Annotated in this window: 15 protein-coding genes, 4 tRNA genes, 1 pseudogene and 1 riboswitch; of the genes and pseudogenes, 4 read left to right on the top strand and 16 right to left on the bottom strand. The window is 60.8% G+C overall.

The annotated features are described in order from the left end of the window. Positions 1-70 precede the first annotated feature (70 nt). Positions 71-187: pseudogene (locus IB266_RS11225) on the top strand (IS5/IS1182 family transposase); the annotation flags it as partial. 10 nt (positions 188-197) lie between these two features. Here IB266_RS11225 and IB266_RS11220 read toward each other — a convergent pair. The 5 genes from IB266_RS11220 to IB266_RS11200 all read right to left on the bottom strand — a co-directional run bounded on the left by IB266_RS11220 (position 198) and on the right by IB266_RS11200 (position 12,908). Next, the gene (locus IB266_RS11220; RefSeq protein ID WP_192261216.1) at positions 198-911 is read right to left on the bottom strand and encodes a hypothetical protein; all 714 of its coding nucleotides are present in this window, start codon (positions 909-911) and stop codon (positions 198-200) included. Then, positions 908-10,135 carry a hemagglutinin repeat-containing protein gene (locus IB266_RS11215; RefSeq protein WP_225613490.1) on the bottom strand — a complete coding sequence of 3,076 codons (9,228 nt, stop codon included), beginning with the start codon at positions 10,133-10,135 and terminating at the stop codon, positions 908-910. The genes IB266_RS11220 and IB266_RS11215 overlap by 4 nt, the downstream gene beginning before the upstream one ends. A 45-nt stretch (positions 10,136-10,180) precedes the next feature. Beyond that, complete coding sequence (locus tag IB266_RS11210) at positions 10,181-10,699, bottom strand: toxin-activating lysine-acyltransferase (protein WP_060741021.1); 519 nt, start codon at positions 10,697-10,699, stop codon at positions 10,181-10,183. A gap of 9 nt (positions 10,700-10,708) precedes the next feature. Next, complete coding sequence (locus tag IB266_RS11205; RefSeq protein ID WP_192261215.1) at positions 10,709-12,370, bottom strand: ShlB/FhaC/HecB family hemolysin secretion/activation protein; 1,662 nt, start codon at positions 12,368-12,370, stop codon at positions 10,709-10,711. Between the two features lie 461 nt (positions 12,371-12,831). Next, positions 12,832-12,908: transfer RNA gene (locus IB266_RS11200), tRNA-Arg, on the bottom strand. 527 nt (positions 12,909-13,435) lie between these two features. Here IB266_RS11200 and IB266_RS11195 point away from each other — a divergent pair. Then, positions 13,436-13,762 (top strand): Arc family DNA-binding protein, encoded by a 327-nt coding sequence (locus IB266_RS11195; protein ID WP_060741019.1) that lies wholly within the window; start codon positions 13,436-13,438, stop codon positions 13,760-13,762. A 321-nt stretch (positions 13,763-14,083) separates the two neighbouring features. Here IB266_RS11195 and mgtE read toward each other — a convergent pair whose 3' ends face one another. Next, entirely contained in the window at positions 14,084-15,526 is a 1,443-nt protein-coding gene (gene mgtE, locus IB266_RS11190; protein WP_060741018.1) for a magnesium transporter, read from the bottom strand. Positions 15,527-15,848: 322 nt separating this feature from the next. Here mgtE and IB266_RS11185 point away from each other — a divergent pair, with 322 nt between their 5' ends. Continuing rightward, positions 15,849-16,352: a cell envelope protein SmpA gene (locus IB266_RS11185; RefSeq protein ID WP_192261273.1), complete on the top strand. Its 504-nt coding sequence runs from the start codon at positions 15,849-15,851 to the stop codon at positions 16,350-16,352. A 40-nt stretch (positions 16,353-16,392) separates the two neighbouring features. Here the strand turns inward: IB266_RS11185 and IB266_RS11180 are convergent. From IB266_RS11180 to ltaE, 7 genes are all read right to left on the bottom strand, one after another. Continuing rightward, a tRNA-Arg gene (locus IB266_RS11180) sits at positions 16,393-16,469 on the bottom strand. Between the two features lie 72 nt (positions 16,470-16,541). Beyond that, positions 16,542-16,618 (bottom strand) — tRNA-Arg (locus tag IB266_RS11175). Positions 16,619-16,725: 107 nt separating this feature from the next. Beyond that, positions 16,726-16,816 (bottom strand) — tRNA-Ser (locus IB266_RS11170). 62 nt (positions 16,817-16,878) lie between these two features. Beyond that, positions 16,879-17,067 carry a carbon storage regulator CsrA gene (gene csrA, locus IB266_RS11165; RefSeq protein WP_003178872.1) on the bottom strand — a complete coding sequence of 63 codons (189 nt, stop codon included), beginning with the start codon at positions 17,065-17,067 and terminating at the stop codon, positions 16,879-16,881. A gap of 184 nt (positions 17,068-17,251) precedes the next feature. Continuing rightward, positions 17,252-18,493 carry an aspartate kinase gene (locus IB266_RS11160; RefSeq protein WP_014339802.1) on the bottom strand — a complete coding sequence of 414 codons (1,242 nt, stop codon included), beginning with the start codon at positions 18,491-18,493 and terminating at the stop codon, positions 17,252-17,254. A gap of 92 nt (positions 18,494-18,585) precedes the next feature. Then, positions 18,586-21,207, bottom strand: a complete 2,622-nt coding sequence (gene alaS, locus IB266_RS11155) for an alanine--tRNA ligase (protein WP_060741015.1) — start codon at positions 21,205-21,207, stop codon at positions 18,586-18,588. A gap of 146 nt (positions 21,208-21,353) precedes the next feature. Next, the gene (ltaE, locus tag IB266_RS11150; RefSeq protein ID WP_192261214.1) at positions 21,354-22,358 is read right to left on the bottom strand and encodes a low-specificity L-threonine aldolase; all 1,005 of its coding nucleotides are present in this window, start codon (positions 22,356-22,358) and stop codon (positions 21,354-21,356) included. A gap of 263 nt (positions 22,359-22,621) precedes the next feature. Next, positions 22,622-22,790: riboswitch (FMN riboswitch) on the top strand. A gap of 101 nt (positions 22,791-22,891) precedes the next feature. Between ltaE and IB266_RS11145 the strand changes: the two genes are divergently transcribed. Beyond that, positions 22,892-23,401, top strand: a complete 510-nt coding sequence (locus tag IB266_RS11145) for a 6,7-dimethyl-8-ribityllumazine synthase (protein WP_060741013.1) — start codon at positions 22,892-22,894, stop codon at positions 23,399-23,401. A gap of 124 nt (positions 23,402-23,525) precedes the next feature. Here the strand turns inward: IB266_RS11145 and astE are convergent, their stop codons facing one another. The 3 genes from astE to astB all read right to left on the bottom strand — a co-directional run bounded on the left by astE (position 23,526) and on the right by astB (position 26,249). After that, positions 23,526-24,533 carry a succinylglutamate desuccinylase gene (gene astE / locus IB266_RS11140; RefSeq protein ID WP_192261213.1) on the bottom strand — a complete coding sequence of 336 codons (1,008 nt, stop codon included), beginning with the start codon at positions 24,531-24,533 and terminating at the stop codon, positions 23,526-23,528. A 12-nt stretch (positions 24,534-24,545) separates the two neighbouring features. Continuing rightward, the gene (locus IB266_RS11135) at positions 24,546-24,833 is read right to left on the bottom strand and encodes a hypothetical protein (protein ID WP_003178862.1); all 288 of its coding nucleotides are present in this window, start codon (positions 24,831-24,833) and stop codon (positions 24,546-24,548) included. A gap of 69 nt (positions 24,834-24,902) precedes the next feature. After that, positions 24,903-26,249, bottom strand: a complete 1,347-nt coding sequence (gene astB, locus IB266_RS11130; RefSeq protein WP_192261212.1) for an N-succinylarginine dihydrolase — start codon at positions 26,247-26,249, stop codon at positions 24,903-24,905. Positions 26,250-26,402 lie beyond the last annotated feature (153 nt).

The raw sequence follows: 26,402 nt of genomic DNA, 5'->3' as shown, positions 1-26,402 counted from the left end.
TCCTTTGAGTAGTTCTGAAAAGAAAGGGGACAGACAGAGCAATCAAATAAATCCGTCCCCTTTTCCCTCAAAGGAGAACCGCCGCATCGTCACGCGCTTCGACAAGCTCGCGAAAAGTTATGCGGCGATGGTCTCACTGGATCGCGCCATGCGGTGTTTGAGACAGTATTTTTCGTACAGTGCCTAGTCCCCTTTCCCTAAACCAGCCCCAAGATCGGCTTGATCCGCTCGTTCATTTCTACAAAGGCTTCATAGGAGATACTCGGGTCATCGTTGAGCACCAAATAGACCCCATCCATCAGCCGTTCGGCCATAAGACATTTACCTTGCAATCGTGCAATTACTTCATCGGGGCCATAGCCTAGGGCACGCTGGCAAAGCGCTGCATCCCAGAACTGCGCGGGGTATAACGTATAAATATTGTTGCGCCCATCAACATCTACTGCCTCGTCTTCACGCAACCGATTATAAATCGAGTTATCATCATTCAATCCTCCCTGATAATATAGACCATAAAGATCATAGGATACTTGAGCCTTATATCCTTTAAATGCCTCAACCACTTTTGGCAAATACTCATTCACAACAAGACCATAATCAATAGCCTTATTTGACACCTTAAACCCAAAACGCAAATGCTCGTCATAGGAGGCCCTATCCTTATATATGTATCGCTCACCACGATACGCATAGTCCCCCACAAATCTAAGCCCTCTGATGGGAAGTTTAACTGTATAGGTAGCAACCAAACCATCACCGCAACTCGGCGCAGCCGGAAGTTCAAGACCCGCAAAGCCTAAAGGAGCACCAATCCGAGACATCCTATCCATGACCTCAGCATGTCGCTGATCTATAGTTAGAGCTCCGTCAGGACGCGCATAAATCCATAGTTCTATATCTGCTGCACTCATGGGGTTCTTGTCCTAGTACTAATAATTTTGTCGAAACCATTGGATCTAATGAAAGCCTTGGCCTGCGCCTCAACCTTGGGATTCGGAAATTCATATACAACTTTATATCCTGGATTCTGATCCAAGGCAGATTTCACACGCTGCAAAGTATCCATAACCGACTTCTGTGTTGAAGGGCTCCAAATAGCCAATTTTGTCTTAGCATCAATTAACATAACAGACGAACCATCAGCAGCCTTCTCAATTCCGTCAAACTTAACAAAATTGACACCTTTTTCGTTAGGGTTGGTGTAGCGCAGAGCTGGCACCCCTCCTTTACCGGTAGCTAAATCAGTAAACGCACCATTGGTACCCGCCTGAAAGTCCTGTGCATCTGGTTTTCCTTTCGGCCCTTCAGCAACATAAATCAGGCCTTTATTTTCACCCCCCAAGGCTCTTGCCTCAGTCTCGGTAAGTACCCGGGTATTGAGGTTTGGCAGTAAGTCATCGGCCTTACTTCCAGGCCCTTTTGCCCCAACACTATACTCCCCCGGATTCTCAACAACCTTCCCATTAACGGTCGTCGTGCCAGGGCCATACCCCCCCTCAAGTTTCCCGCTATACGCCCCCTCCACGCTGGTCCACTGCACCGGCTTACCAGCCGACACTTCGGCTTTGGCAATTTTGGCCATATCGGCCATCTTTTCAAGCCCTTCCGCCCCCACCTTGATTCCGGTTTTTGCCAGTGCCACGCCGCCTTTGGCCGCCGTACCTACGCCCGTAGCAATACTGCCAACCTGCCAGACGAGCTCGCCAATATCCTGGCCCAGTTGCACGGCGCGGTCGTCGCCGCCGTTTTCCAGAGCGTCTTTCACGCGGTCGAGTTTGGCGTTGAGTTCGTTGACCACGCCATCGCCGAACTGCTTGCGGGCCTCGGGGTCGTTGATCAGGGCTTTGAGGCCGTTGATTCCGTCAACCGGATGGAGGAGGAATTGCGCCAGACCCTCGACGTCGCTCCAGCCCGCTTGTACCAGGCCTTTGCCCACGCCGAAGCGGGTCAGTACGTCTTGCTTCTGGTTGATGTACCCCCATTTGGCGATCACTTGCGCCTTCGCCAGCAGCCCATCGGCCTCGCTGTATTCCTTCTCGGCCTGGACCAATTGCTGGGTCGCCAGCCAGTTGTTGTCCACCGCGGCGCCGGCCGCGCTGGTGGCGGTGGCCGGGTCCAGCGAGGAGCTGGTGGCCGCCAGCCCAGTGACGATGCTGACAATCAGGTTGCGCTTGGCTTCACGCTGGGATTCGCTTTCATCGGGGCTGGCTTCGGAGAACAGGCCGGTGAGCAGGCTCGATGCCGCCGCGCCCGCGGCGCCGCTGCCACAGCTCTGGCTGCTGGCGGCGGCACCCGCGCAGGCGACGATGCCGTGCAGGGCGGCGTGCAGCGGCGAGCCTTCGGTGAGCTTGCCGTCCGCCACCAGGTCGCCGATGTAGCCGGCGCCCTGCTGTTGCACGTAATTGACCACCAGCCCTTGGACGAACGCACTGTTGCCGCCACTGATATTGCCGCTGGCCGCGCCCACCAGGGCAGTGGTGATCTGCCGGTAGGTACCGCCCGCGCCCCACTTGTCGGCGATGCCGCTGGCTTCGGCATTGAGGCGCTGAGCGTTGCCGAGCAGCGCCAGGCGTTCGGTGTCGGTGAGTTGGGCGTTGGGGTCCAGGGCCGCTGCCTGAGCCGCCTCGGCCTGTTTACGCTTGAGGTCGACTTCCTTGGCCTTGTTGGCGAGCAAGGTGCTGGCCTCGTTGGCGAACGCTCCGACGATCTCGAAACCGGCACGGATTTCGTCTTCGTCGAAGATCGGCTTGAGCGTGTTGGTGGTGTCGCGGTCGCTGGAGACATCACGGTTGAGGCTGGCGACGGTTTGCTCGCCATTCTTGCCGGTGCGCTTCTGTTGCTCGGCATCGTTGCTGATGACGATGGTGCCGCCGCTGATGCCGCTGCGGGTGACGCTGCTGGCGTCGTCGCTGGCACTGATGGCAATCGGCATGGTGGCGCTGAGGTCGTTATCGTTCTTCGGCAAATCGGTGCCAGGGGTTTGCGTGCCGCCGCTGGTGGCGTTGCCCTGCTGGTCCTTGCCGACTTCGCGATAGCCGCCACCGACGCTGACGGTGCTGGCGTCGTACTCGGCCTTGTTCTTGATATCGCGGCTGGTGAGGCTGGCGGTGACCAAGCGGTTCTTGCCGTCCTGCACCGCCTTGTCGCTGCTGGCGATGATGCCGCCAACCAGGTCGGTGTTGCCACCCACGCGAATGTCGAAGCCGTCGTCCCCGGCCTTGATGCCCGATTGCTCGGTCACGCTGGCGTAGTTGGAATCGATATCCGTGGCACCGAAGCTGCCACTGGCACCGCTGACCGAACTCATGCCGTAGCAGAACGGCGGAATGCACAGGCTGATGCCAAAGCCCAGGCTCTTCTCATCGACCACGTAGGTGTTGGTGTCTTGCAGGCTTTCGATGTTCAGGTCGCCGCCGATGTCGGCCAGGACCTGTTTGCCGCTGGCCACCGCGCCTTTGAGGTTGGTGTCGCCGCCGGAGGCCAGCAGCAACTGGTTGCCGGCCTGGACATGGGTATTGGTGTGGGTGAGTCCATCGCCATCCGCCTGGCCGCGACTGCCGGATGCCCCCAGGTCCAGGGTGAAACCGTTGCGGGTGCCGCCCAGGGAAAAGCCGATGCCGATGCTCGCGCTGGTACCTTTGCTGTCGGTTTCCTGCTTGTCGGTATTGCGCGCGGCGAGCAGGTTGATGTCACCGTCCGCCAGCAGGCTGGCGTTGCGTCCGGCCTTGATCTCGCTGCCTTGCACGGTGATGTTGCTGGCGGCCCCGGCGCCCGTGGCACGCAGGCGGATGTCATTGCCGGCGGTCATGGTCGAGCCGGCCGCGCTGTCGCTGGTGTAGGTGGTCGTACTTTCGTTCTTCTTGGTGCCCAGCGACAGGCTGATGTTGATCCCACCCGCCGAACCCGGGTCCATCGCCACGGCAGTCGCCGCGTTGTTGGCGGCCAGCACGGCGGTGGCGGCGGCCAGGGCCTTCATGCGCCCGTCGTCGGTTTTCTCCGAGGCCTGTTTCATTTGCTGGGACGTCTGGATCGCGCTGATCACCGGGTTGGTCACGGTGAGGGTGAACCCGGTCTGCTTGAACAGGGTTTCACGCTCGCGTTCGCGGGTGTTGCGCGCCTCGACGACGTCGATGGTCTGCGCCGTGACGTCGATGTTGCCTTGTGGCGCCGACACCTGGCTGCCCACCTGGCGATAGCCCTTGCCCGCTTCGATCAACACATCGCCGGCGGTCGAGCCGACGGTGCTGGCCGCAGCCGTGTGTTCGGTGGTGAGGTCCTTGACGCTCTGTTGCTGGGTCCCCAGGGTGACGGCGATGCCACCGCCGCTGAACAGGCCGCTTTTCTTCACGGACTTGTCGTGGCGCTCGCTGCTGCTGGCAGTGTCGGCTTCGATGTTGACGTTGTTGTCCGCCACCAGAACCGTCTGGGTCGTGGACACCACGTTACTGCCCTTGAGGTTGATGTCGCGACCGGCCTGCACATAGGTCTGCTCGCCACTCAGGGTGGAGCCTTCGACCGAGGTCTGGCTGATCGTGTCACGGGTGGTGGTGGTCTTGCTGGAGAACATCCCGTTGCTGCCTTTGACCTTGTGCGCTTCATCGGCGAACTGGTAGTTCTGGCCGGCGGTCAGGTTGACGTCGCGCTTGGCGTCGGCAAACACTGCGCCTTGCTCGCTGGTGACACGGGCGGCGCGGGCGTTGAGGTCCTGGCCCGCGCTCAAGCGCACGTCGCCCTGCCCTTGGACCAGGGAGCCGACTTCGGTCCGGCTGGCGTCCTTGCGCCAGTTGCTGCTGTTCCAGGTCAGCCCTTGCTCGTGCGCTTCGCCGACGGTGGCCAGGTTGATGTTCTTGCCCGCCTCCAGCAACGTGCTGCCGCCCTTGCCGGCATTGACCACCTGGGCCCCGGTGAGGTTGAGGTCGTTGCCGGCGCTCACCCCCATCGTGCCCTGGTCGCCGCTGACGAACAGCCCGGCGACCCGCGACAGGTTGGTCCGGGTGCCTTGGGCACTGCTGCTGTCCCGGCTGCTGGAAATGACATTGATGTCCTGCCCGGCCTTGACCGACAGGCTGTCCACGGCACCGATCAGGCCGCCGAGGTTGTTGAGGTTTTCCCGCGCGGTGAGCGATGCCTTGTCGGCCTGGATACGCCCACCGAGGTTCTCGATGTTCTGCGCGGTGATCGCCATGACGCTGCGCCCGGCGAGGCTGCCACTGTTGACCAGGTCGCCGGCGATGTTCAGGTTCAACTGCTGCCCGGCAATCAGGGCGCCGGAACCGTTGAGGTCGCCCTCCTGGACCCGTACGTACACTTGCGGCACCAGCACGTTGCGGGTGTCGCCGTTGGCCAGGGTCACCTGCTTCTGCACCAGCCAGACAATGTCGCTGGTCAACTGGGCCATCTGCGCGGAGGTCAGGGCCACGCCGGGCACCAGTTGCCATTGGCTGGCGACGGTCACGGCGTTGTCGATCAGGGCACGGTATTGCGCTTCGTCATTGGCGTAGCCGTCGAGGAAACGCCGGCCGGTGAGTTGCGCCACTTGCTCGCGAATCAGCTTCTGCTCATAGAAACCGTCGCCCAGACGTTGTTGCGTCAGTGCCGGGTCGACTTGCAGGCGCTGCAGCATGTAGTCCGACGACAGCCAGGTGCGATAGCTGGCAAAACGCGGGTCGGTTTCGATCAGGTAGCTGCTGGTGCTCTGGGGGTTGGTGCTGAACAGGCTGTTGTTCGGCAATGCCAGGGATGGCCCGCCGCTGCGGATCTGCTCGGCGACGCCCTTGCTGTTCAGGGTGGTCTGGGCCGCGACCTGAACGATGGGCGCCACTTGATAGGTCCTGTCGACCGGGGCGCTGACCGTGCCTGTGGCGGCTATCTGCTCGCTGACGCCCTGTGCGGCGCGGGCACTGATCTGGGTGCCGGTACCATTGCCAGCGGCGTTCTGGGCGAACACGGTCGGTTGCAGGGTGATGTCCTGGATCAAGGGGGCAGGCGTGTAGGCCGTGACGGCTGTTCCTTGGCGGTCCCGGCCCTTGCGCTGGATACGATAGAAATTCGTAGCGGTGCCACTGTCAGTGGTGGTGCGCTGGCCGGTCAATTCGGTGTTGGTCAGGCTGGCAATGTTGGCCTGCAACAACCCACCGGCAATGATGCGGCTCTTGTCGTTGAGCACATCGCCTGCGTTGATCTGCATCGTCCCGCCAGAGAGGATCTGCGCCGGCGCCGAGGTGGCGATCTGAGTTTCCTGGACCACGCGGGTGTAGTCGTAGCGGTTCCAGTTGTCTTTGCGGCCCTCAGGCGTGTTGAGGTAATAGACCTCATCGTGACTCAGGGCAATCTGGTCGCCCTGGTAGCGGTTCGGCGAACCGCTGAGCTGGAACTCCTGCAAGGCCGTGCGGCTGACTTCCACCTGTTGGGTGCTGAAGTGTTCATTGGTGTTGCGCACGCTTTGCACATCGAGCGACAGGTTGCCGAGGGCCTCGATGGTCGCACTGGCGTTAGTCAACAGTTGGGCCCGGTCCTGGGCCTTGTCAGTGGCGCTCAGCGCTCCGCCGATGGCGAGGTCTCCGGCACTGAAGATCAGCGCCTGTTCACGGTTGTCCAGGGTGCCGGTGCCAATGTCCAGCGACTCGCGGGCGGCGATGGTCGCGGCGACACCGTTTTCATCGCGGTTGCTCAGTGCCGAGGTGGCGATCGCCAATCGATCACCGTACAGGCGCCCGGTGCCCAGGTTATTCAGCGACAGCGCTTGCACACGCACTTGCTGGCCGTCGATCAGGCCACGGTTGGTCAGGCTGTCGTTGATGTTCAGGCGAACCTGACCGGCGCTGATCTCGCCGTTGGCGGCGTTGTCCAGCGTCTGCGAGTGCACCAGCAGGAGATTGCCCGCCAGCAGTTTTCCGCTGTTGTTGAAAGCCCCATCGGTGCTCAGGTCAACCTTGTTATTGGCCTGGATCTGTCCACTCAGGTCCAGGCCACTTTGCAGGCTGAACGTCAGGTCGCCCAGGCTCAGGGCCCGACCGGTGCCCGCGTAATAGGCGGCGTTGAGGGACAACAGGCTGCCGGCGAGCAAGGTTCCGTCGAGGTTGTGCACCGACTGGCGACGTTGCGCCGGATCGCGGTCGGTGATGGTCAGGCCGGCCCCCGAGGAAATCAGGCCGCCCTGGTTATCCAACGCTTGGCTGACGCCGATGGACAACCCTTGGTCGGCGCGCACGGCACCGGCCTGGTTGCCGAAGGTGTTGAGCGCCAAGCTCATGGCGCGGCCTTCGAGCCCCTGATTAGCACCTTGGGTGGCGCTGTTGTCGAGCACGTCGGCAGTCACGCCCAGGGTGCCCGCGCTGCGCACCAGTCCGCCCTGGTTGTTGAGCGTCTCACCCAGCACCAACTGGACATCGCCGAGGCCCTGCAACTGACCGCCGCGGTTATCCACCCGGGCGCCTTCGATCTGAACGCTCTTCTGGCCAATGATCTGGCCGCCACTGCCGTTGGTAAGATCGGTGGCCTTGAGCACCAGCGCGCCCTTGGCACCGAGGAAACCGGCGCTGTTGTTGAAATGGGCGCTGTGGATTTCCACCGCGTCCTGGCCGCTGATGCCTTGGGTGGTGCCGGACTGAAGGTTGTTCAGCGCCTGGCTGCCGGTGTCGATGAACAGCTTGCCCTTGGCCTGGATCAGGCCCGCTGCGTTGCGCAACTCACCGCTGCGCAGGTCGAGGGTCGCGCCGGCATTCAACGTGCCCTGGCTGTTGTCCATCAGCAGGCCGTGGCTGTTCAGGTCCAAGGCCTGGCCACTGATCACCCCGCCCTGGTTATTCAAACCTTGGGCCGACAGCGTGATATCGCCCAGTGCTTCAAGGCGCCCGCCGCTGTTGTTCAGCGCATCTGCCGAGACACTGACCAGCAACCCGGACTTCACCGAGCCCAGCACGCCGTTGGTGTTATTCAACTGCCCGGCGATGATCTGCATGCGCTGGGTCGCGGCCAGCGTGCCACCGATGTTGTTCAAGCGATCGAAGGTTGCGTCCAGCTCACCGCCGGCACTCACCGTGCCTTGGGTATTATCCAGCGCCTCGCCGCTGACCTTAGTCGTACCGCTGGCGGCCAGTGTCCCGCCGCCGTTATTGATCTCTTTGTCGGCCGTGACGGTCAACGCACCGTTATCGGTGGCGAGGACTTTGCCGCCCTGGTTGTTCAACGTGCCGACCTTCAAGACCACCGCTGCCGGAGCGCTGACTTGCCCGGCCTGGTTGTCGAAGCGTTCACGGGCAGTGACCTGCAACGGTTGCGCGCCGGTCTGGAGAATGCGTCCACGCTGGTTGGACAGGGTCGTGGTGTCGAGCGTGATCTGTTGGCCTTGGGTCAGGCCGTCATCGACCACCACCTCACTGGCCTTGACGCTCAACTTGCCATTGCTCGCCAGGGTACCTTTGCTGCCGGCCAACTGGTTGGCCTGGATGTCCAGGGTACCTTTGCCAGCGTGCTCGACCTTGCCTTTGCTGTTGTCGAGGCGATTGGCGCCAAGCTTCAGGTTGCTGGCGTTGGAAGCAATCCGCCCATTGCTGTTGTCGAGCGTGACGGCGGCGCTGATCGACGTGTCGGCGGTCCCCATCTGCACCAGTTCACCGCCGGCATTGGACACATCCCGCGCGCTCAATTGCAGGTTGCCAGCGCTGACTTTGGCCCCATCGGTACGCAGGGTCTTGGCCGCCTTGGCGGTCAGCACCTGGGTCGCATCGACTTGGCTAGCACTGAGGTTGGCATCGCCGGAACTGGCCGTCAGAGTGACGTTGCGGCCCAGGGTCTGGCTGTCGCTCAGGTCCAGGTCAGCGGCCCCGACGCCGAGATCGCCGCCGGCAAGGTTCTGGCCCTGCGCCTTGATCGTGGTGGCCCGTAGCGCGAGGTTGCCACTTTTGCCCAGCTTGCCGTCCGCACCAACGCCCGCCGCCAGGCTCGAGGCCGTGGTGCTGCGAATGGTCTTGGCGGTGAGTGTGGTGTGGTTCTGGCTGGCAACGGTGCCGCTGTTGTCGATATCACCGACGCTGTCGAGCCTCAGGTCGCCCTTGGCGTAGAGCGTGCCGCTGTTTTCAACGCTGGCGGCAGTGATTTGCGTTGCCGTTGCGCTGCTGATCGCGCCCTGGTTTTGCAATTTGCCGTCGGCGCTGATCACCACCTCGCCAGCCATGGCGCCGATCTGCCCGGCGTTGCGCACACCCACGCCGGACTCCGTGCCCACCAGCATGATCTTCCCGGCATACATGCCGCCGAGCTTGGCAACGTCGATGGCAACAGTGGGTTTTTCTCCCTCGGCGCCTGACAGCGGCGTGGCCTGGGTGTTGTCGGCATTGACCTGATTACGTCCGGCAGTGACCTTCAAGTCGTTGGCCCATACCCCGGCGTTGACCTGCACCGAGCGGGCAATCAGGTCCGTGTAATCGGCCTCGCGGGCATCCAGGCCTTTGCCTTCGATGTTGATCGCGCCGCCCTGCACGGTGTAGCCCGTGATGCGCCCGTTCTCCAACTGCGCCCGGCCGGTGCTGAGGGTGGCCCGGTCGGCGTTGATGAAGCCGCAACCGTTGCAAGTGATACCGGATGGGTTGGCGATGACCACTTCGGCACGCTGGCCGGCGACTTCGACGTAACCGCGCAATTGGCTGGGGTTGCTGGAGTTGACTTCGTTGAGGATGACCCGCGCGCTGCCATTGCCCAACATCGGGTTGCCTTCGATCCAACCGCCCAGTTTCGTCTGGCTGTTGCCCGTGCCGTTGTTGAGGATCACCCCCCGGCTATCGACGTCGAACTGGTTGTAGGTGTTGCGCGAGACACCGCCGGCGCTGGGCGCGCGGATATTCACCTGCGGCGTGCCGTTGGCGCTTTGTATCACCGTCGGTCGTTGGCCCGCCGGAGCGCCTGGGTCGGCGACGATGGTGCCGGCCCAGGTCGGTGCCACGCTCAAGGACACCAGGCCAATCGCTGTCATCACGGCAAAGCGCAACGCCCCCAGTGTCGCCGTGCAGGCCGCTGCGCCCGTCGTCGGCCCGGAGCGGGTCCCCGGCGCCTTGACCTGGCTGGTGACGTTCTCGGCCACGACCATCAACAGCCCGCGGGCCTTGTTGAAAACGATTCGGTACAGATGCTTGTTCATAGCAATTCCATTTGCGGAGCCTGCCCGCACGACCAGTGGTTGGAGTTACGCTTCGACTGCCAGCGGGTGAGCGGCAAACCAGGCCTGGGCCTGTTCGGGGATGACCCCGATCCCTTGGAATGTCTTGACCCGCAGGCCACGCTCGTCGCCTCGGTGATAGAGGGCTCGGGCGCAGCGATCGATGAAAAGGTGACGTTGCAACAGGCGGCTCAATACCGCCGTGTGGCCAAAGGGGGCGACCCAGTCGTTGAGCCAGAGACGTTCGCCGCTGTTCCAGTCCTCTTGGCTCAGCGCCAGCGGCGACTGGCGCAGGTAACGTTGCTCTGCCGCCTCGTCGAGGTTGAGCCAGGACAGGTAGAACACCGGCTTGCCGTGTTCGGAGCCGAGCACGAACTGGCGATGCTTGAGCGCCGGCAACAGCAATGTCGGCAAGGTGTGCAACGGCGCATCGCGATGGGCCTTGGAATGCATCCACAACCAGGTGGCGGAGCCGAACACCGCGGCTTCGCTCCAGGGTTCGTCGATCAGGCCAGGAGCGATAATGTCTAGCGTCTCGAACTGCATGGGATCACCTCAGAATGACCAGATGACGGTGAACGCGCTGGTCACGTTGGCCGTCTCGAAACCATCGGGTTTCTTCAACGGCGTACCTACCGACCAGTCATAGGACAGGCCCTTGTAACCGCCGCGTATACCCACCACGGCCCCCGCCAGGCGCTGGCCGATCAGGAACTCACTGGATTGGCCGCTGACTTCGCCATAGTCGATGCCGGTGTAGAGCTCCTGGCCGGTCTGCCCCAGGGACAGGCCTATTTCGTTGCGCAGGGTCCAGCCACGGTCGGCGGAAAGAATGTTTTCACCATCGAAGCCGCGCACGCTGTAGCGCCCGCCGATGGAGAAGCGATCCTGGGGCACCAACGGCGTACGGTTCCATTGCGCGCGCCAGCCACCGATGTAGCGCAGGCGCTGATCGCCGACCTGGAACGGCACCTGCAATTGGGCATCGGCGGTGATGATCTGCGAGCGCGACGTACCGGCGTCGAAATCTTCCTCAGGTGCCCTGAGCGCGTCGTGGGCACCGGTGCCGCGACGATAGGCGACGCCCAGGTCAAGAATCGAAGCACCAATGAACTCCCGATGGTCCAACCCCAACTGCCAGCCAGCCATGCGGCGCTTCTGGTTGCCGACCTCGGTGTCGTCGATGAAGTTCTCCGACGAGCGCGTCCACAGGCTGCCCCAGGCGGTGGTCTTGCGAACGGCGTCGCGGTACAGCAGGCGCGACAGGCGCACCTCGTTGTTACGACTCTCGCCTCGGTACTGATAGGACTGGTTAGCGCCGGCAACGGACTGTTCGTAGTTGTATTCACTGCTGGTGAACCCCAACTGCCAGTAACCGAACGGCAGCGAATAATGCAGCGTGCTGCCATCGGAACCGCGGTGCCCGGACTCGCCGCCGCCCAAGTCATGGTTGACGCTGGCGTAGAACAAATCGTTGAGTGACAGCAGGTTGTCCAAGGACAGCGATACGTTGCCCTGGTATTTGCCCGTGCTCTTGCTGCCGGAATTGTCCACCGACAGGCTCACCCGGGCGGGGAACCGCTGGCTCCAGGCGATCACCACGTCGCTCTCACCGGGCCTGGCGTCGACGGCACGGGCTGGCGCGATCTTGATGTCGGCCTCAGCGGTCGGCACGCGCTTGAAGTTCTCCAGCGCCTGCTCGATGTCGCGCAAGTTGAGCAGATCGCCAGGATTGGCCGGCATCGCGTTCCAGGCATTGGCGCGGGCGCTGGTACCCTCCTCGAAACGAATCTCGCGAATGCGCCCTGGCACCAGGGTCAACACCAGCACCCCACTGTTCAAGTCCTGGGCTTCGGCAAGTACGCGAGTGGTGACGTAGCCGGCCTCGATGATCGCATTCTGCATGCGTTTCATCGTCAGGTTGATCCCGCCGCCGCCGAGGCAACGACCGATGGCGGGATCATCCTTGGGATTGGCGGCGCGCAACGCCCACTGGAATTTTTCCGACGCCTCGCCGATCAGGCGGACGTCATTGATGGCAAAGCAGGGACTTTCCTTGGCGGGCAAGCGCTCGGCACCTTCACCCACGGGTGCTGCCTGCAGGCGCACGTCGGGCCGGGACTCCAACTGATCGCGCAAAACCCGTTCGCGCTCTTGCTGGCGCAGCAGTTCTTCTTCAGGTCCGGCCGCCTGCGCAGCGCTCCACGCGCCCGTCATCCAGGCCGCCATCAGCAGCAGGGCGAGACGCTTGGCGTTCTGTGCGGATGAACGGGTTCCGCCAGCACAACGGCGAGGGCTACTCGGTTTACGCGTTCGGCAGGGTGCGGCTGGCTGCATGTCACATCCTTGTGGCCTGAATCGAAGACACGGTAAGTCAGGCTCGCCGGAAGCGGCATTGGCACTGACGCAGATAAATAACAAGGTACGTAATCCATCGGAAACGAAGGAAAAGTCCTACAACGTACCGAAACGGTCTGATAGCAGAGTGGGGAGAAAGTTTCGCGGTATCGAAATATGCTCGATACAAATGGGTAAAAATGGGCAGTTGGTCACAGCTTGGGAGAATTGAGGAGCTGTGCGAGGCAGGAACGACGCGCTCAAGCCGGGGTCGTTCATCTGGAGAGGGGCAATGCAACCAGGAAAAGTCAGCGGCATGTGCGCTAACCCACTGTTTATAATGGTGTCCCAGGGCAGGTTCGAACTGCCAACCTTCCCCTTAGGAGGGGGATGCTCTATCCAATTGAGCTACTGAGACACGAGTCGACCACAAGAAACGCGGTGCGCGGGACGGCGTGCATGGTAACGACCTGCCCTGCGTTTGTCATGTCGTCGCTGTTTTTTAAGTGTAGGCAAATGGTACTGCTCGGAAGGCTGACAAGGCCAAGCGGCTGGCCCAGGCCGCCATTCATCTGCCCCTGGCGTGTTTATCCTAGTAAATCGGCCATTTGCCACTATCCTATACAAGACAGGGACGACACGCGTTTTGGTCCATTTCCGTTATCCGCCAGACGGTATGGCACAACGACACAATTCGACGGTCACAAAATGCGAACCTGTTGTTTTTTTCCAACCAGTCCGCATTTTTTGATGAAAGGTGCTGGCATAACGCCTTTACCCGGATCAGAATTTGTCACAGAATTGGCGCCAATGATCTGGCAATTTTGAGGCATGATGCGGGCCTCTTAACAATTCAGGTTGAACATTTGGCAGTGGAGCTTGTCCTATCGACATCCTGCGGCCAATCCCGAGAACCGCTCCCCTGAACTAACCGGTTAAATAAATATGCGCCCAATGACAAAGGCAATTTATTCCAGCCGTACGGCTGACAAGTTCGTCGTGCGTCTGCCAGACGGAATGCGGGAACGCATTGCCGAGGTGGCTCGTAATCATCATCGCAGCATGAACTCCGAAATCATTGCGCGCCTGGAGCAAAGCCTGATTCAGGAAGGCGCCTTGGGTGAAGAGTTGAGCATGCGCCTGGACAGCCCAGAGCTGTCTTTGCATGAACGCGAGTTGCTTCAACGCTTCCGACAACTCTCCCACCGTCAGCAGAACGCGCTCGTTTCGCTGATTGCCCATGACGTAGAGATGGCCGCAGAAGCGACCTGATCACAGCCAAAACACTCAAGCCAGCCTCGTGCTGGCTTTTTTTTGCCTGGCGTTTGCCCTGGCCCGATAGAAGCAATTGCTGGTGACCTCATATCGGTCAATCACCCGCAACCCCATGTGGGAGCGAGCTTGCTCGTGATAGCGGTAGTGCCATTGCATAGCGGCTGGACCTGCCAGCTGCTCTTGCTTTGGACGCTTGATCCCGGCGCCCCATCAATCGAAAGAAACTCAAAAAAACGGCGCTTCCCATTTCTGAAAGAAGCGCCGTTTTTTCCAAGTGAACAGTTTCACGCCAAACAGGCGGGTTTCTTGATGAGCGACTCAGAGCAGGAAAATCGTCGCCAACCCCAGGAAAATGAAGAACCCGCCGCTGTCGGTCACAGCGGTAATCATGACACTGGCACCCATGGCAGGATCGCGCCCCATGCGGGCCAGGGTCATGGGGATCAAGACCCCCATCAATGCCGCCAGCAGCAGGTTGAGCGTCATTGCGGCCGTCATGACCACTCCCAGCGACCAACTGCCATAAAGCAGATAAGCCACCACACCAATCACCCCACCCCAAATCACGCCGTTGATCAAGGAGACCGCCAGTTCCTTGCGCATCAATCGCGATGTATTGCCGGTGCTGACCTGGTCCAGCGCCATGGCACGGACGATCATGGTGATGGTCTGGTTACCGGAGTTGCCACCGATACCGGCGACGATGGGCATCAGCGCCGCGAGCGCCACCAGCTTCTCGATGGAGCCTTCGAACAGGCCGATGACCCGGGAAGCGACAAACGCCGTGATCAGGTTGATCGCCAGCCAGGCCCAGCGGTTACGCAGGGACTTCCAGACCGAGGCGAAGATATCTTCTTCTTCGCGCAGACCGGCCATGTTGAGGACTTCGCTTTCGCTTTCCTCACGAATCAAGTCGACCATTTCATCGATGGTCAGACGGCCGATCAACTTGCCGTTCTTGTCGACCACCGGCGCGGAAATCAAGTCATAACGTTCGAATGCCTGGGCCGCATCGTAGGCGTCTTCGTCCGGGTGGAAGCTCACCGGATCGCTGGCCATGACCTCGGCCACCTGCTTTTCCGGATCGTTGACGAGCAAACGCTTGATGGGCAGCACGCCCTTGAGCACGCCGTCGTAGTCGACCACGAAAAGCTTGTCGGTATGGCCGGGCAGCTCCTTGAGACGACGCAGGTAGCGCAAGACCACTTCAAGGCTGACATCCTCGCGGATCGTCACCATCTCGAAGTCCATCAACGCACCGACCTGCTCCTCGTCATAGGACAACGCCGAGCGCACACGCTCACGTTGCTGGCCGTCGAGGGCTTCCATCAGTTCATGGACAACGTCCCGTGGCAGTTCGGGCGCAAGGTCGGCGAGTTCGTCGGCGTCCATTTCCTTGGCCGCCGCCAGCAACTCATGATCATCCATGTCGGCGATCAGGGTTTCGCGAACCGAATCCGACACTTCGAGCAGGATGTCACCGTCTCGATCAGCCTTGACCAACTGCCAGACCGTCAGACGCTCTTCCAGGGGCAAGGCTTCAAGAATGTAGGCGACGTCGGCGGAGTGCAGGTCATCGAGCTTGCGTTGCAGTTCGACGAGATTCTGCCGGTGGACCAGGTTCTCGACCCGGTCATGATTCGGGCCTTCCTGGCGATGCGTCAGGTCTTCGACGACCCGCTGGCGCTGCAGCAGCTCAACGACTTGAGCGAGACGATCCTGAAGGCTTTCCTGCGTTTTTTTTACTTCTACTTGGGTCATAGGCGAACTCCACTCCCAGCAGTGGAGCACGCCGGAAGGATCAATCAGTTAATTCATGATTGGCAAAACTAAATATTGAGTAACTACTGGGTAAGTCCATGGAGATATTCCAAAGCCCCGGCGGGGCTGACGGGCGCAATCATACACCGCTTGACGCTTTAAAACGCTAAAAAATCATGGCAAGAACAAGCGCTTGCGAGACAAACCTGAACGCAAGCTGAACCTTCCCCTCTACGACGACTTATCCGGAAAAGAAAACACACGCCTCGACAGGAATGCGGCGACTACCCTGTTCTCCTGCACCGTCAAGGAGGACGACCGGATGCCCATCAACCACTACCTGATCCTGCTCGCCAGCCTGCCCTGCCTGCCTTTGTGGGCCGCCGGGCAAACCGTGCATCGCTGCGAAAGCAGCGCGGGGCACGTGACATTCACCACCTTGAGTTGTGGCCCGGGTGAAGCCCTGTCACTCCAGCAGATCCATCCCTACAGCCCAGGTTCGATCGAGCCGACGACCGAGGCGATGCTGCCCGAAGCGGAGCATCGGCAAACATCCGGCAACACAACCACACGCAAGGAGCCGACCGTCGTTGGCCAGTTCCAGGACCGCTGCGGGAACCTCATCGATGCCAGGCAACGCCGTGACGCCATCCTGGAACGACGAATCGTCGTCGGCATGAGCCAACAGGACGTCGAGAGCGCCCTGGGCAAGCCAGACTCAATCAAGATTCGAAATTCGAGCACACGGTATACCTACAAGGCGAAGAAAGGTCGCAGCGCAGAGGTCGTGTTCGATGAAAGGGGGTGCGTGAAAGGCAAATCGTAGACAGCAAAAAGCCCGCGTTAAACGCGGGCTTTTTGGTGTTTGGTGCACTCGACAGGATTCGAACCTGTGACCGCTCGGTTCGTAGCCGAGTACTCTATCCAGCTGAGCTACGAGTGCAAGTTGTGGTTTTATACCAGATCACAACTGGTTGAAGCCAAGTTATTTGCATTGCTGCAAACAACTCTTAAATGGTGCACTCGACAGGATTCGAACCTGTGACCGCTCGGTTCGTAGCCGAGTACTCTATCCAGCTGAGCTACGAGTGCATTTGTTGCCGCGCATTATAGGTCGTCAAATCCTTTTGTAAAGCGCTTTTTTCAGTAATTTCAATCACTTACTGATCAAGCCAGGTTCTGACGCACTAAACGAATAATGGCGGAGAACGGGGGATTCGAACCCCCGACACCCTTTTGAGGTGTACTCCCTTAGCAGGGGAGCGCCTTCGGCCACTCGGCCAGCTCTCCGCAACACGGGGCGTATATTAACCACCTTCATCCCCGTTTGCAAACATAAAAATCGATAAAAATTAATGGCTTGGTTCGTCGTCCTTCTCTTTCTTGATACGCAGGTAGATTTCCTCCCGGTGTACAGCAACCTCTTTCGGGGCGTTGACGCCAATACGCACTTGGTTTCCTTTGACGCCGAGCACGGTCACGGTGATTTCGCCATCGCCAATAATCAGGCTTTCTGCACACCGACGAGTCAGAATCAGCATACCTTTCTCCTCACGCAATTCACTTAAGGGACAACAGTCTGCAAAAAAAAGGCATTGGACCTACAACCGAAACGGTCGAAGCCTACAGGCCTAGTATTGACCAGCGCGGGCAAAAGAACAGTTTTGGGACGCGCCATTCAGAAAAACAAAGGGCGCGGTCCAGCCGCGCCCTCTGGATAACGCTTTACTCGCCCGGTTGGGCAGCAGCGTCGAGCTCGAAAGCCGTGTGCAGGGCGCGCACGGCCAGTTCCAGGTATTTCTCTTCGATCACCACGGAAACCTTGATTTCCGAAGTAGAGATCATCTGGATGTTGATGCTTTCCTTGGCCAGGGATTCGAACATGCGGCTGGCCACGCCTGCGTGGGAACGCATGCCGACACCGACGATCGAGACCTTGGCGATCTTGGTATCGCCCACCACTTCCCGGGCACCGATCTCGCCAGCGGTCTTTTTCAGGATCGCTTCGGCAGACTGGTAGTCGTTGCGGTGCACGGTGAAGGTGAAGTCAGTGGTGTTATCGTGCGAGACGTTCTGCACGATCATGTCGACTTCGATGTTCGCGGCACTGATCGGGCCGAGAATCTTGAACGCCACGCCGGGGGTGTCTGGCACGCCACGGATGGTCAGCTTGGCCTCATCGCGGTTGAAAGCGATGCCGGAAATGATCGGCTGTTCCATGGATTCCTCTTCATCAATAGTAATGAGGGTGCCCGGACCCTCTTTGAAGCTGTGCAGGACGCGCAGCGGAACGTTGTACTTGCCGGCGAATTCGACCGCCCGGATCTGCAACACCTTCGAGCCGAGACTGGCCATTTCCAGCATTTCTTCGAACGTGATCTTGTCCAGGCGCTGGGCCACAGGCACCACCCGTGGGTCGGTGGTGTAGACACCGTCCACATCGGTGTAGATCTGGCATTCGTCAGCCTTGAGAGCCGCCGCCAGTGCTACGCCCGTGGTGTCGGAACCGCCACGGCCGAGGGTGGTGATATTGCCCTGCTCGTCCACGCCCTGGAAACCGGCGACAACCACGACACGGCCAGCCTTCAGGTCGCCGCGAATCTTCTGGTCGTCGATCTGCAGGATACGTGCTTTGTTGTGCGCGCTGTCCGTCAGGATACGCACCTGGTTGCCGGTGTAGGACACCGCCGGCACGCCACGCTTGATCAGCGCCATGGCCAGCAAGGCGATGGTCACCTGCTCGCCAGTGGAAACGATCACGTCCAGCTCACGGGGAACCGGTTGCTGGTCGCCGCTGATTTGCTTGGCCAGATCGATCAGACGGTTGGTCTCGCCGCTCATTGCCGACAGCACAACCACCAGGTCATCGCCCGCTTCACGGAATTTCTTAACCTTGTCGGCGACTTGTTCGATTCTCTCGACAGTGCCGACCGAGGTGCCTCCAAATTTCTGTACGATCAAAGCCATTTCAAAGCCGCCTCTGCCCATGAAGGGCGCCCAATAAATCACTCAAACAGCGGCCAGGCTCGTCACTAGACCACGAGCCCGGCGACGCTGCCTTAAATACCCTGCTCTACGAATGCAACGGTCTGGGCCAGTGCCGCGTCCAGGGCGCCGACGTCGGTACCACCGCCTTGCGCCATGTCCGGACGACCACCGCCCTTGCCGCCCACTGCCGCAGCGGCCTGCTTCATCAAATCACCGGCCTTGAGTTGGCCAGTCAGGTCTTTGGTCACGCCTGCGACGAGAACGACCTTTTCCTCATGGACACTGCCGAGCAGGATCACTGCGCGGCCGAGTTTGTTTTTCAGTTGATCGACCAGCGCCAGCAGCGCCTTGCCATCCTGGCCGTCCAGACGCACGGCCAGCACCTTCACGCCCTTGACGTCCACCGCCTGGGCCGACAGATCGTCGCCCGCGGCGCTGGCGGCCTTGGCCTGCAACTGCTCGAGTTGCTTTTCCAGCAGGCGGTTGCGCTCCAGCACAGCCGACAGCTTGTCGATCAGGTTGTCGCGACTGCCCTTGATCAGGGTAGCCGCTTCCTTGAGTTGTTCTTCGGCCGCGTTGAGGTACGCCAGGGCCGCGGCGCCGGTGACCGCTTCGATCCGGCGCACACCGGATGCCACGCCACCTTCGCTGATGATTTTCATCAGGCCGATGTCGCCGGTCCGGTTGGCGTGGATACCACCGCACAGTTCAACGGAGAAGTCGCCCATGCTCAGCACGCGCACGCTGTCGCCGTACTTCTCGCCGAACAACGCCATCGCACCCTTGCGCTTGGCGGTCTCGATGTCGGTCTCTTCGGTTTCCACCGGGGAGTTCTTGCGAATCTCGGCGTTGACGATCTCTTCCAGCGCCTTGAGTTGCTCAGGCTTGATGGCTTCGAAATGGCTGAAGTCAAAGCGCAGGCGCTGACTGTCCACCAACGAGCCCTTCTGCTGGACATGCTCGCCCAGCACCTGGCGCAACGCCGCGTGCAGCAAGTGCGTGGCGGAGTGGTTCAGCGACGTCGCATGGCGCACCTCTGCGTCGACATGGGCGGCCACCGGGGCGGCGATCATCAGGCTGCCCGACGCCAGCACGCCGTGGTGCAGGAACGCGCCGCCGGTCTTGGTGGTGTCACGCACGTCGAAACGCGAGCTGCCCGCCTGCAGGTAACCGCTGTCGCCGATCTGGCCGCCGGATTCGGCGTAGAACGGGGTCTTGTCCAGCACGATCACGCCTTCCTGGCCTTCGCTCAGGATGTCGACCGATTGCCCGTCCTTATAGATGGCAACGATCTTGGCCGAGCCGGTGGTGCCGGCATAACCGGTGAACTCGGTGGCCACGTCTACTTTGACCAGGCTGTTGTAGTCCATGCCAAAGGAGCTGGCGGAACGCGCACGCACCCGCTGGGCTTCCATCTCGCGCTCGAACCCTTCCTCGTCGAGGGTCAGGTTGCGTTCGCGGGCAATGTCGCCGGTCAGGTCCATCGGGAAGCCATAGGTGTCGTACAGCTTGAACACCACGTCGCCCGGGACCACGTTGCCCTTGAGTTCGGCCAGGTCTTGCTCGAGGATCTTCAAGCCTTGCTCCAGGGTCTTGGCGAATTGCTCTTCTTCAGCCTTGAGTACGCGTTCGATATGCGCCTGCTGGGACTTGAGTTCCGGGAAGGCGTCGCCCATCTCGGCCGCCAATGCCGCGACGATCTGATAGAAGAAGCTGCCCTTGGCGCCCAGCTTGTTACCGTGGCGGCAGGCGCGACGGATGATTCGGCGCAGCACATAGCCACGACCTTCGTTGGAAGGCAGCACGCCGTCGGCAATCAGGAAGCCGCAGGAACGGATGTGGTCGGCGACCACTTTCAGCGAGGCCTGGTTGTCGTTGGTGCAACCGATGGCCTTGGCCGACGCGCTCAGCAGGCTCTGGAACAGGTCGATTTCGTAGTTGGAATGAACGTGCTGCAGCACCGCACTGATCCGCTCCAGGCCCATGCCGGTGTCCACCGACGGCGCTGGCAGCGGATGCAACACGCCATCGGCGGTGCGGTTGAACTGCATGAATACGTTGTTCCAGATCTCGATGTAGCGGTCGCCGTCTTCTTCCGGCGAGCCGGGTGGGCCGCCCCAGATGTCGGCGCCGTGATCGTAGAAGATCTCGGTGCAAGGGCCGCATGGGCCGGTGTCGCCCATGGTCCAGAAGTTATCGGAGGCGTAAGGCGCGCCTTTGTTGTCGCCAATGCGCACCATGCGCTCTGCCGGGACACCGACCTCTTTGGTCCAGATGTCGTAGGCTTCGTCGTCGGTGGCGTAGACCGTTACCCAAAGCTTTTCCTTGGGCAGGTTCAACCACTTGTCGGACGTCAGGAAGGTCCAGGCGAAGGTGATGGCGTCACGCTTGAAATAGTCACCGAAGCTGAAGTTACCCAGCATTTCGAAGAACGTGTGGTGACGTGCGGTATAGCCGACGTTTTCCAGGTCGTTGTGCTTGCCGCCGGCACGCACGCACTTCTGGCTGCTTACCGCACGGGTGTAGGCACGTTTTTCCTGGCCCAGGAAGCAGTCCTTGAACTGGTTCATCCCCGCGTTGGTGAACAGCAGGGTCGGGTCGTTGCCCGGAATCAAAGAGCTGGAGGCTACTCGGGTGTGGCCTTGCTCTTCGAAGAAGCGAAGGAAGGCTTCACGGATTTCTGCGCTTTTCATTAGGTTCTTCCACGGAGGCTGCGGCCAAAGGCCTGTGCAAAACGTCAACAGACGAAGCAACGGCAAAGGGCCGCATTATATCGGCCCTGCGCGTGGGGTACAGCGTGTTTATACGATAGAAACTGTCAATTGCCCCGGTTAGCGGGTCATTGGCGAGAAAATTCGACGAAAGTGGCGACCACCTGGTCGATTTGCGCCGCGCTCACGTCCATGTGCGTCACCATTCGCAGGCGTGGCGCCGCGCTGAGCTTGACGCCCCGTTCATCGGCAAACGCCTTGATCGCCTCGGCCCGCTCGCCCACTTCTACGTAGACCATGTTGGTTTGCACCGGCTCGACCTCGTAACCCGCCCCACGCAAGCCCTCGGCAAGCCGCTGGGCATTGGCGTGGTCATCGGCCAGGCGCTGGACCTGATGTTCCAGCGCATACAGCCCTGCCGCCGCGAGGATCCCGGCCTGGCGCATGCCGCCACCGACCATCTTGCGCAGCCGGCGGGCCTTGCCGATCAGTTCGACGCTGCCGCACAGGACCGAGCCCACCGGAGCGCCAAGGCCCTTGGACAGGCACACCGACACCGAATCGAAATGTTGCGTGATTTGCCGGGCATCGACATTCAGCTTGACCGCGGCGTTGTACAACCGCGCCCCGTCCAGGTGCAGGGCCAGGCCATGCTCCTGGGTGAAACGCCGGGCCCGGGCCAGGTATTCCAGGGGCAGCACCTTGCCCTGCATGGTGTTTTCCAGGGCCAATAGGCGGGTGCGGGCAAAGTGAAAGTCATCGGGCTTGATCGCCGCGGCGACGTGCGCCAGGTCCAGGGAACCGTCCGCCTGCACCTCCAGAGGCTGGGGCTGGATCGAACCGAGCACCGCCGCACCGCCGCCCTCGTATTTGTAGGTGTGGGCCTGCTGACCGACGATGTACTCATCGCCGCGCTCGCAGTGGGCCATCAACCCCAACAGGTTGCTCATCGTGCCCGAGGGCACGAACATTGCCGCAGCGAAGCCCAGGCGCCCAGCCAGTTCGGCTTCGAGGCGATTGACAGTCGGGTCCTCGCCATACACATCATCGCCGGTTGGCGCGCTGGCCATGGCATCCAGCATGCCGGCGGTAGGTTGGGTGACCGTGTCGCTGCGAAGATCGATAACACTCATGAATCTGGCCTCGGGCTCTGGTGGGGGAATTCCCTTTCGAAGGGCAATTACTGCGGGCATGGGCAGGAATAATCAAGCCTGGTCGACGGAAAGGGCAACAAACCCCTTCCTTGTGGGAGCAAAGCTTGCTCGCGATAGCGTCGGGTCAGCTGTATTGATGTTGACTGGCTCACCGCTATCGCGAGCAAGCTTTGCTCCCACGGCTCGCTCCCACAGTAGGTTATGTGTTAAAAATCCTCCGCTGCCAAAAACCATGGCGGCAAAAACGTTCTCAGGGCGGGGTGTAATTCCCCACCGGCGGTAATTGCACGCAACGTGCATAGCCCGCGAGCGCTTGGTGGTACACCGCTTTTTGGGGTGTAGCGGCAAGGTCAGCAGACCCGGTGTGATCCCGGGGCCGACGGTCATAGTCCGGATGAAGAGAGAACGGGATTGGTACCCAAGGGCCGACTGCGACTGTCTTGTACGCGGCGTACCCTCGAATCCCCTTCGATTCATGACGCCCTGTTTTTCACACAAACAGGAACCAGAACATGCAACCCACTGCAATCGACAGCAAAAGCAAAAGTCATCCGGGCGAGCGCGTCGCGTTCATCCAGGCCTGCTGGCACAAGGAAATCGTCGACCAGAGCCGTAAAGGCTTCGTCGCCGAAATGATCACCCAGGGTTACCAGGAAAGCGACATCGACTTCTTCGAAGTCGGCGGCGCATTCGAGATTCCGCTGCACGCCAAGCTGCTGGCCAAGTCAGGCCGTTACGCCGGCATCGTCGCCGCCGGCCTGGTGGTGGACGGGGGCATCTACCGTCACGAGTTCGTCGCCCAATCGGTCATCAGCGGCCTGATGCAGGTGCAGTTGGAAACCGAAGTGCCGGTGTTCTCGGTGGTGCTCACGCCGCATCATTTCCATGCAGGGGAAGAGCATCAGAAGTTTTTCTTCGAGCATTTCGTGCACAAGGGCCAGGAAGCGGCGAAGACCTGTGCCGATACCTTGCACAAGACCCGGGCGTTGCGTCGCAGTGAGCAGCGGGCGGTAGCGAGCTAAAAGCCACTAAAAAACCTGTGGGAGCGAGCTTGCTCGCGATGACGGAGTGTCAGTCACCTTCAACATTTGACTGGAACACCGCTATCGCGAGCAAGCTCGCTCCCACAATGGTTCGGCGTGGGTTTTAGATCAGGTTTTCGTCCGTAGCAGGCACGATCAGGATCCCGGCCCGCAAGCCATTCTTGACCTTGGGGTTCGGGAAAATGATCCGGGCGCCCTCCTCTTCGATCACCCAGCGGGTCTGGGCGATGTCCTCGGCCAGCACATAACCTTTTTCAAGCTCGGAGAAGTTCTCGATGTCCGCCGGCAGGTTCAGGCGGAAGCTGTCGCTGTGCTTGATGATTTCCCGCGCCACGCTGAACAGCTGGAGGCCGTCGAGCCCTTCATCCAGCGCCGGCTCGTTACCTTCGATGATCTGTTGCAGGCGGTTTTCCAGCAGGCTGACGTTGACGCCGTCGTTCTGCCCGAATGGCCGGGCCTTGCCCAGCTCCAGGGTGAAGGACTCGGCGCCGAGCTGGTCGTAGGTGTAGGCACTGAAGACGATGGACGGCTTGTTCTGCAGCAACACCGCCTCCATGCCCGCGGCACGCAAGCGTGCCAGCTCATGGCGTGAGTGCGCGCGGCCTTCCTTCCATGGGTATAGGGCAAACTGCTCAATCTTCGAGCCGCGGATAGCGGTGTGCAGGTCGTAATGCAAGCGGCTGCGTTCCGGCCGACTGAAGAAACTGGCGGCCAGCCGCTCCAGCTCGCAGGCCCGCAGCGCTTCAGGACCGCCACTGAGCTCATGGCGACCATTGAACAGCCGGTTGACGTCCTGTTCGACGAAACGCTCACCGCGCCGGATGGCCTCGGGGTTGCCGAACAGGAACAGAATGCGTGCCCGCGGCTTCAGGTCGCCACGGGCAATGTCGTGCAGCAGGCGGTCGAGCAATTCGATCGGCGCGGTTTCATTGCCGTGGATACCGGCCGACAGCAGCAGGTCCAGGCCGTTATCCCGGGCTTCGGGCGGCTTGACCTCCAGCGCGCCCTCGCTCAACCAGCGCATCCGTACGCCTTCGACAGTCAGTTGAGTCTTCTCCGCCGGTTCACGGCCGGCGAGGGTCAGTTCAAGCAGTTTGCCGAGGGCGAGCATAGCGCGGTTTCCTTAGTGGTCGTGGCCGCAATCCGGGCCATGGACATGGTCATCGTCGCCGACGTCCGCCGGTTCCATTTCCAGTTGCAGGCTGACCAGGTTGGTCGCCAATGGACGCAACAACAGGTTGGCGTATTCCTCGTCCCCTTCCTCGACATCGACGCCGATCAGCAGTTGACCGCGGCCATCCTGCTGGATCCACAACTCCTTGCCTTGCCACATCACCGCGACACGGGTGCAGGAGGTTTCCAGTTGGGTGCCGTCGGTGTCTTCAAGGATCAGCTGCAGGGTATCGCTCATGTCTTTAGGTTCTCGTCTGGGGATAAGGCAACGCGCCCTGCTTTGACTGTAGTCAGGTCGCGTGCGCTTTCAATTGATCTGGAAAGGATAAACCGCGCCAAGTTTAAGGATTTGTGTCAGTTCATCCAGTGCCGCACGGCATTCGAGCAGCAACTGCGGGTCTGCCAGGTCATTTTCGGTCATGCGGTCGCGGTAGTGCCGCTCGACCCATTGGGTCAGCGAATCGTACAGCGGCGCGGTCATGATAACCCCTGGGTTGACGGCCGCCAGCTCGGTTTCATTGAGGGCCACGCGCAACCTCAGGCAAGCCGGGCCGCCACCGTTCTGCATGCTTTGCTTGAGGTCGAAGACCTTCACTTCGCGAATGACCCCGCCAGCGCCCGTCAGGCCTTGCAGGTATTGCCAGACGCGTTCGTTGCCGCGGCATTCTTCCGGCACGATCAAGAGCATGGAGCCGTCGGGACGCGACAGCAACTGGCTGTTGAACAGGTAGGAACGTACCGCGTCATCGACAGTAACCGCCGAACGCGGTACGCACACCGACTGAAATTTCCCACCGACCTTGGCGAGTTTGCCGCTCAGTTCGGCCAGCATCCTGTCGGTCTCGAGAAACGCGTCCTCGTGATAGAACAGCACTTCGCCATTGCCCACCGCGATCACGTCGTTGTGGAACACACCCTGGTCGATCACCGACGGATTCTGTTGGGCGTACACCACGCCCTCCTCCCGCAGCCCATGCAGGCGGGCAACGGCCTGGGAGGCTTCCAGGGTCTGGCGCGCCGGGTATTTCTGCGGTGCGGGATAACGGGTGTCGAAGGCGCTGCGACCGAAGACGAAGAATTCGACGCCGGCCTCGCCGTAGGCACGGCAGAAACGGGTGTGGTTGGCCGCGCCTTCATCGCCGAACTGCGCCACCGCCGGCAACGCGGCGTGGTGGGCGAAGTGCTGCTGGTCGGCAAACATCGCCCCCAACACGCGACTGGTGGTCGGGTGTTCGATGCTGCGGTGGTATTTGCAGTTCAGGTTGGCGGCGGTGAAATGCACGCGACCGTCGGCCGTGTCGGCGCTCGGGCTGACCGTGGCGGCGTTGGCCACCCACATGCTGGAGGCCGAGCAACTGGCGACCAACAGCGGCATCGCTTCTTTCGCGGCCTGCTGGATGACCTGGGCATCGCTGCCGGCAAAGCCCAACCGGCGCAGGGCCGCCACGTCCGGGCGCTCCTGTGGCGCCAGCACGCCTTGCTGGAACCCCATGTCCATCAGCGCTTTCATTTTCGCCAGGCCCTGCAACGCCGCTTCCTTGGGGTTGGAGGACTGCTGGCTGTTGCTCTGGGACGCGACGTTGCCGTACGAGAGCCCGCCGTAGTTATGGGTCGGCCCCACTAGACCGTCAAAGTTGACTTCATAGGATTTCATCAGCGAGGCTCCACGAGAATCTGTTTTTTATAGGCATCAATTACTGCGTCGCGGCTATCGCGGGCAAGCCTTGCTCCCACAGGTTTTGCATAGGCCCTGTGGGACAAGGCTTGCTCTCACAGGTTTTGCATAACGCCTGTGGGAGCAAGGCTT

Source organism: Pseudomonas sp. Pdm06 (genome assembly GCF_014851795.1).
Lineage (GTDB): Bacteria > Pseudomonadota > Gammaproteobacteria > Pseudomonadales > Pseudomonadaceae > Aquipseudomonas > Aquipseudomonas fluorescens_AA.
Note: the sequence above shows the minus strand (reverse complement) of the source record. Positions and strands in the feature narration are given on the sequence as shown.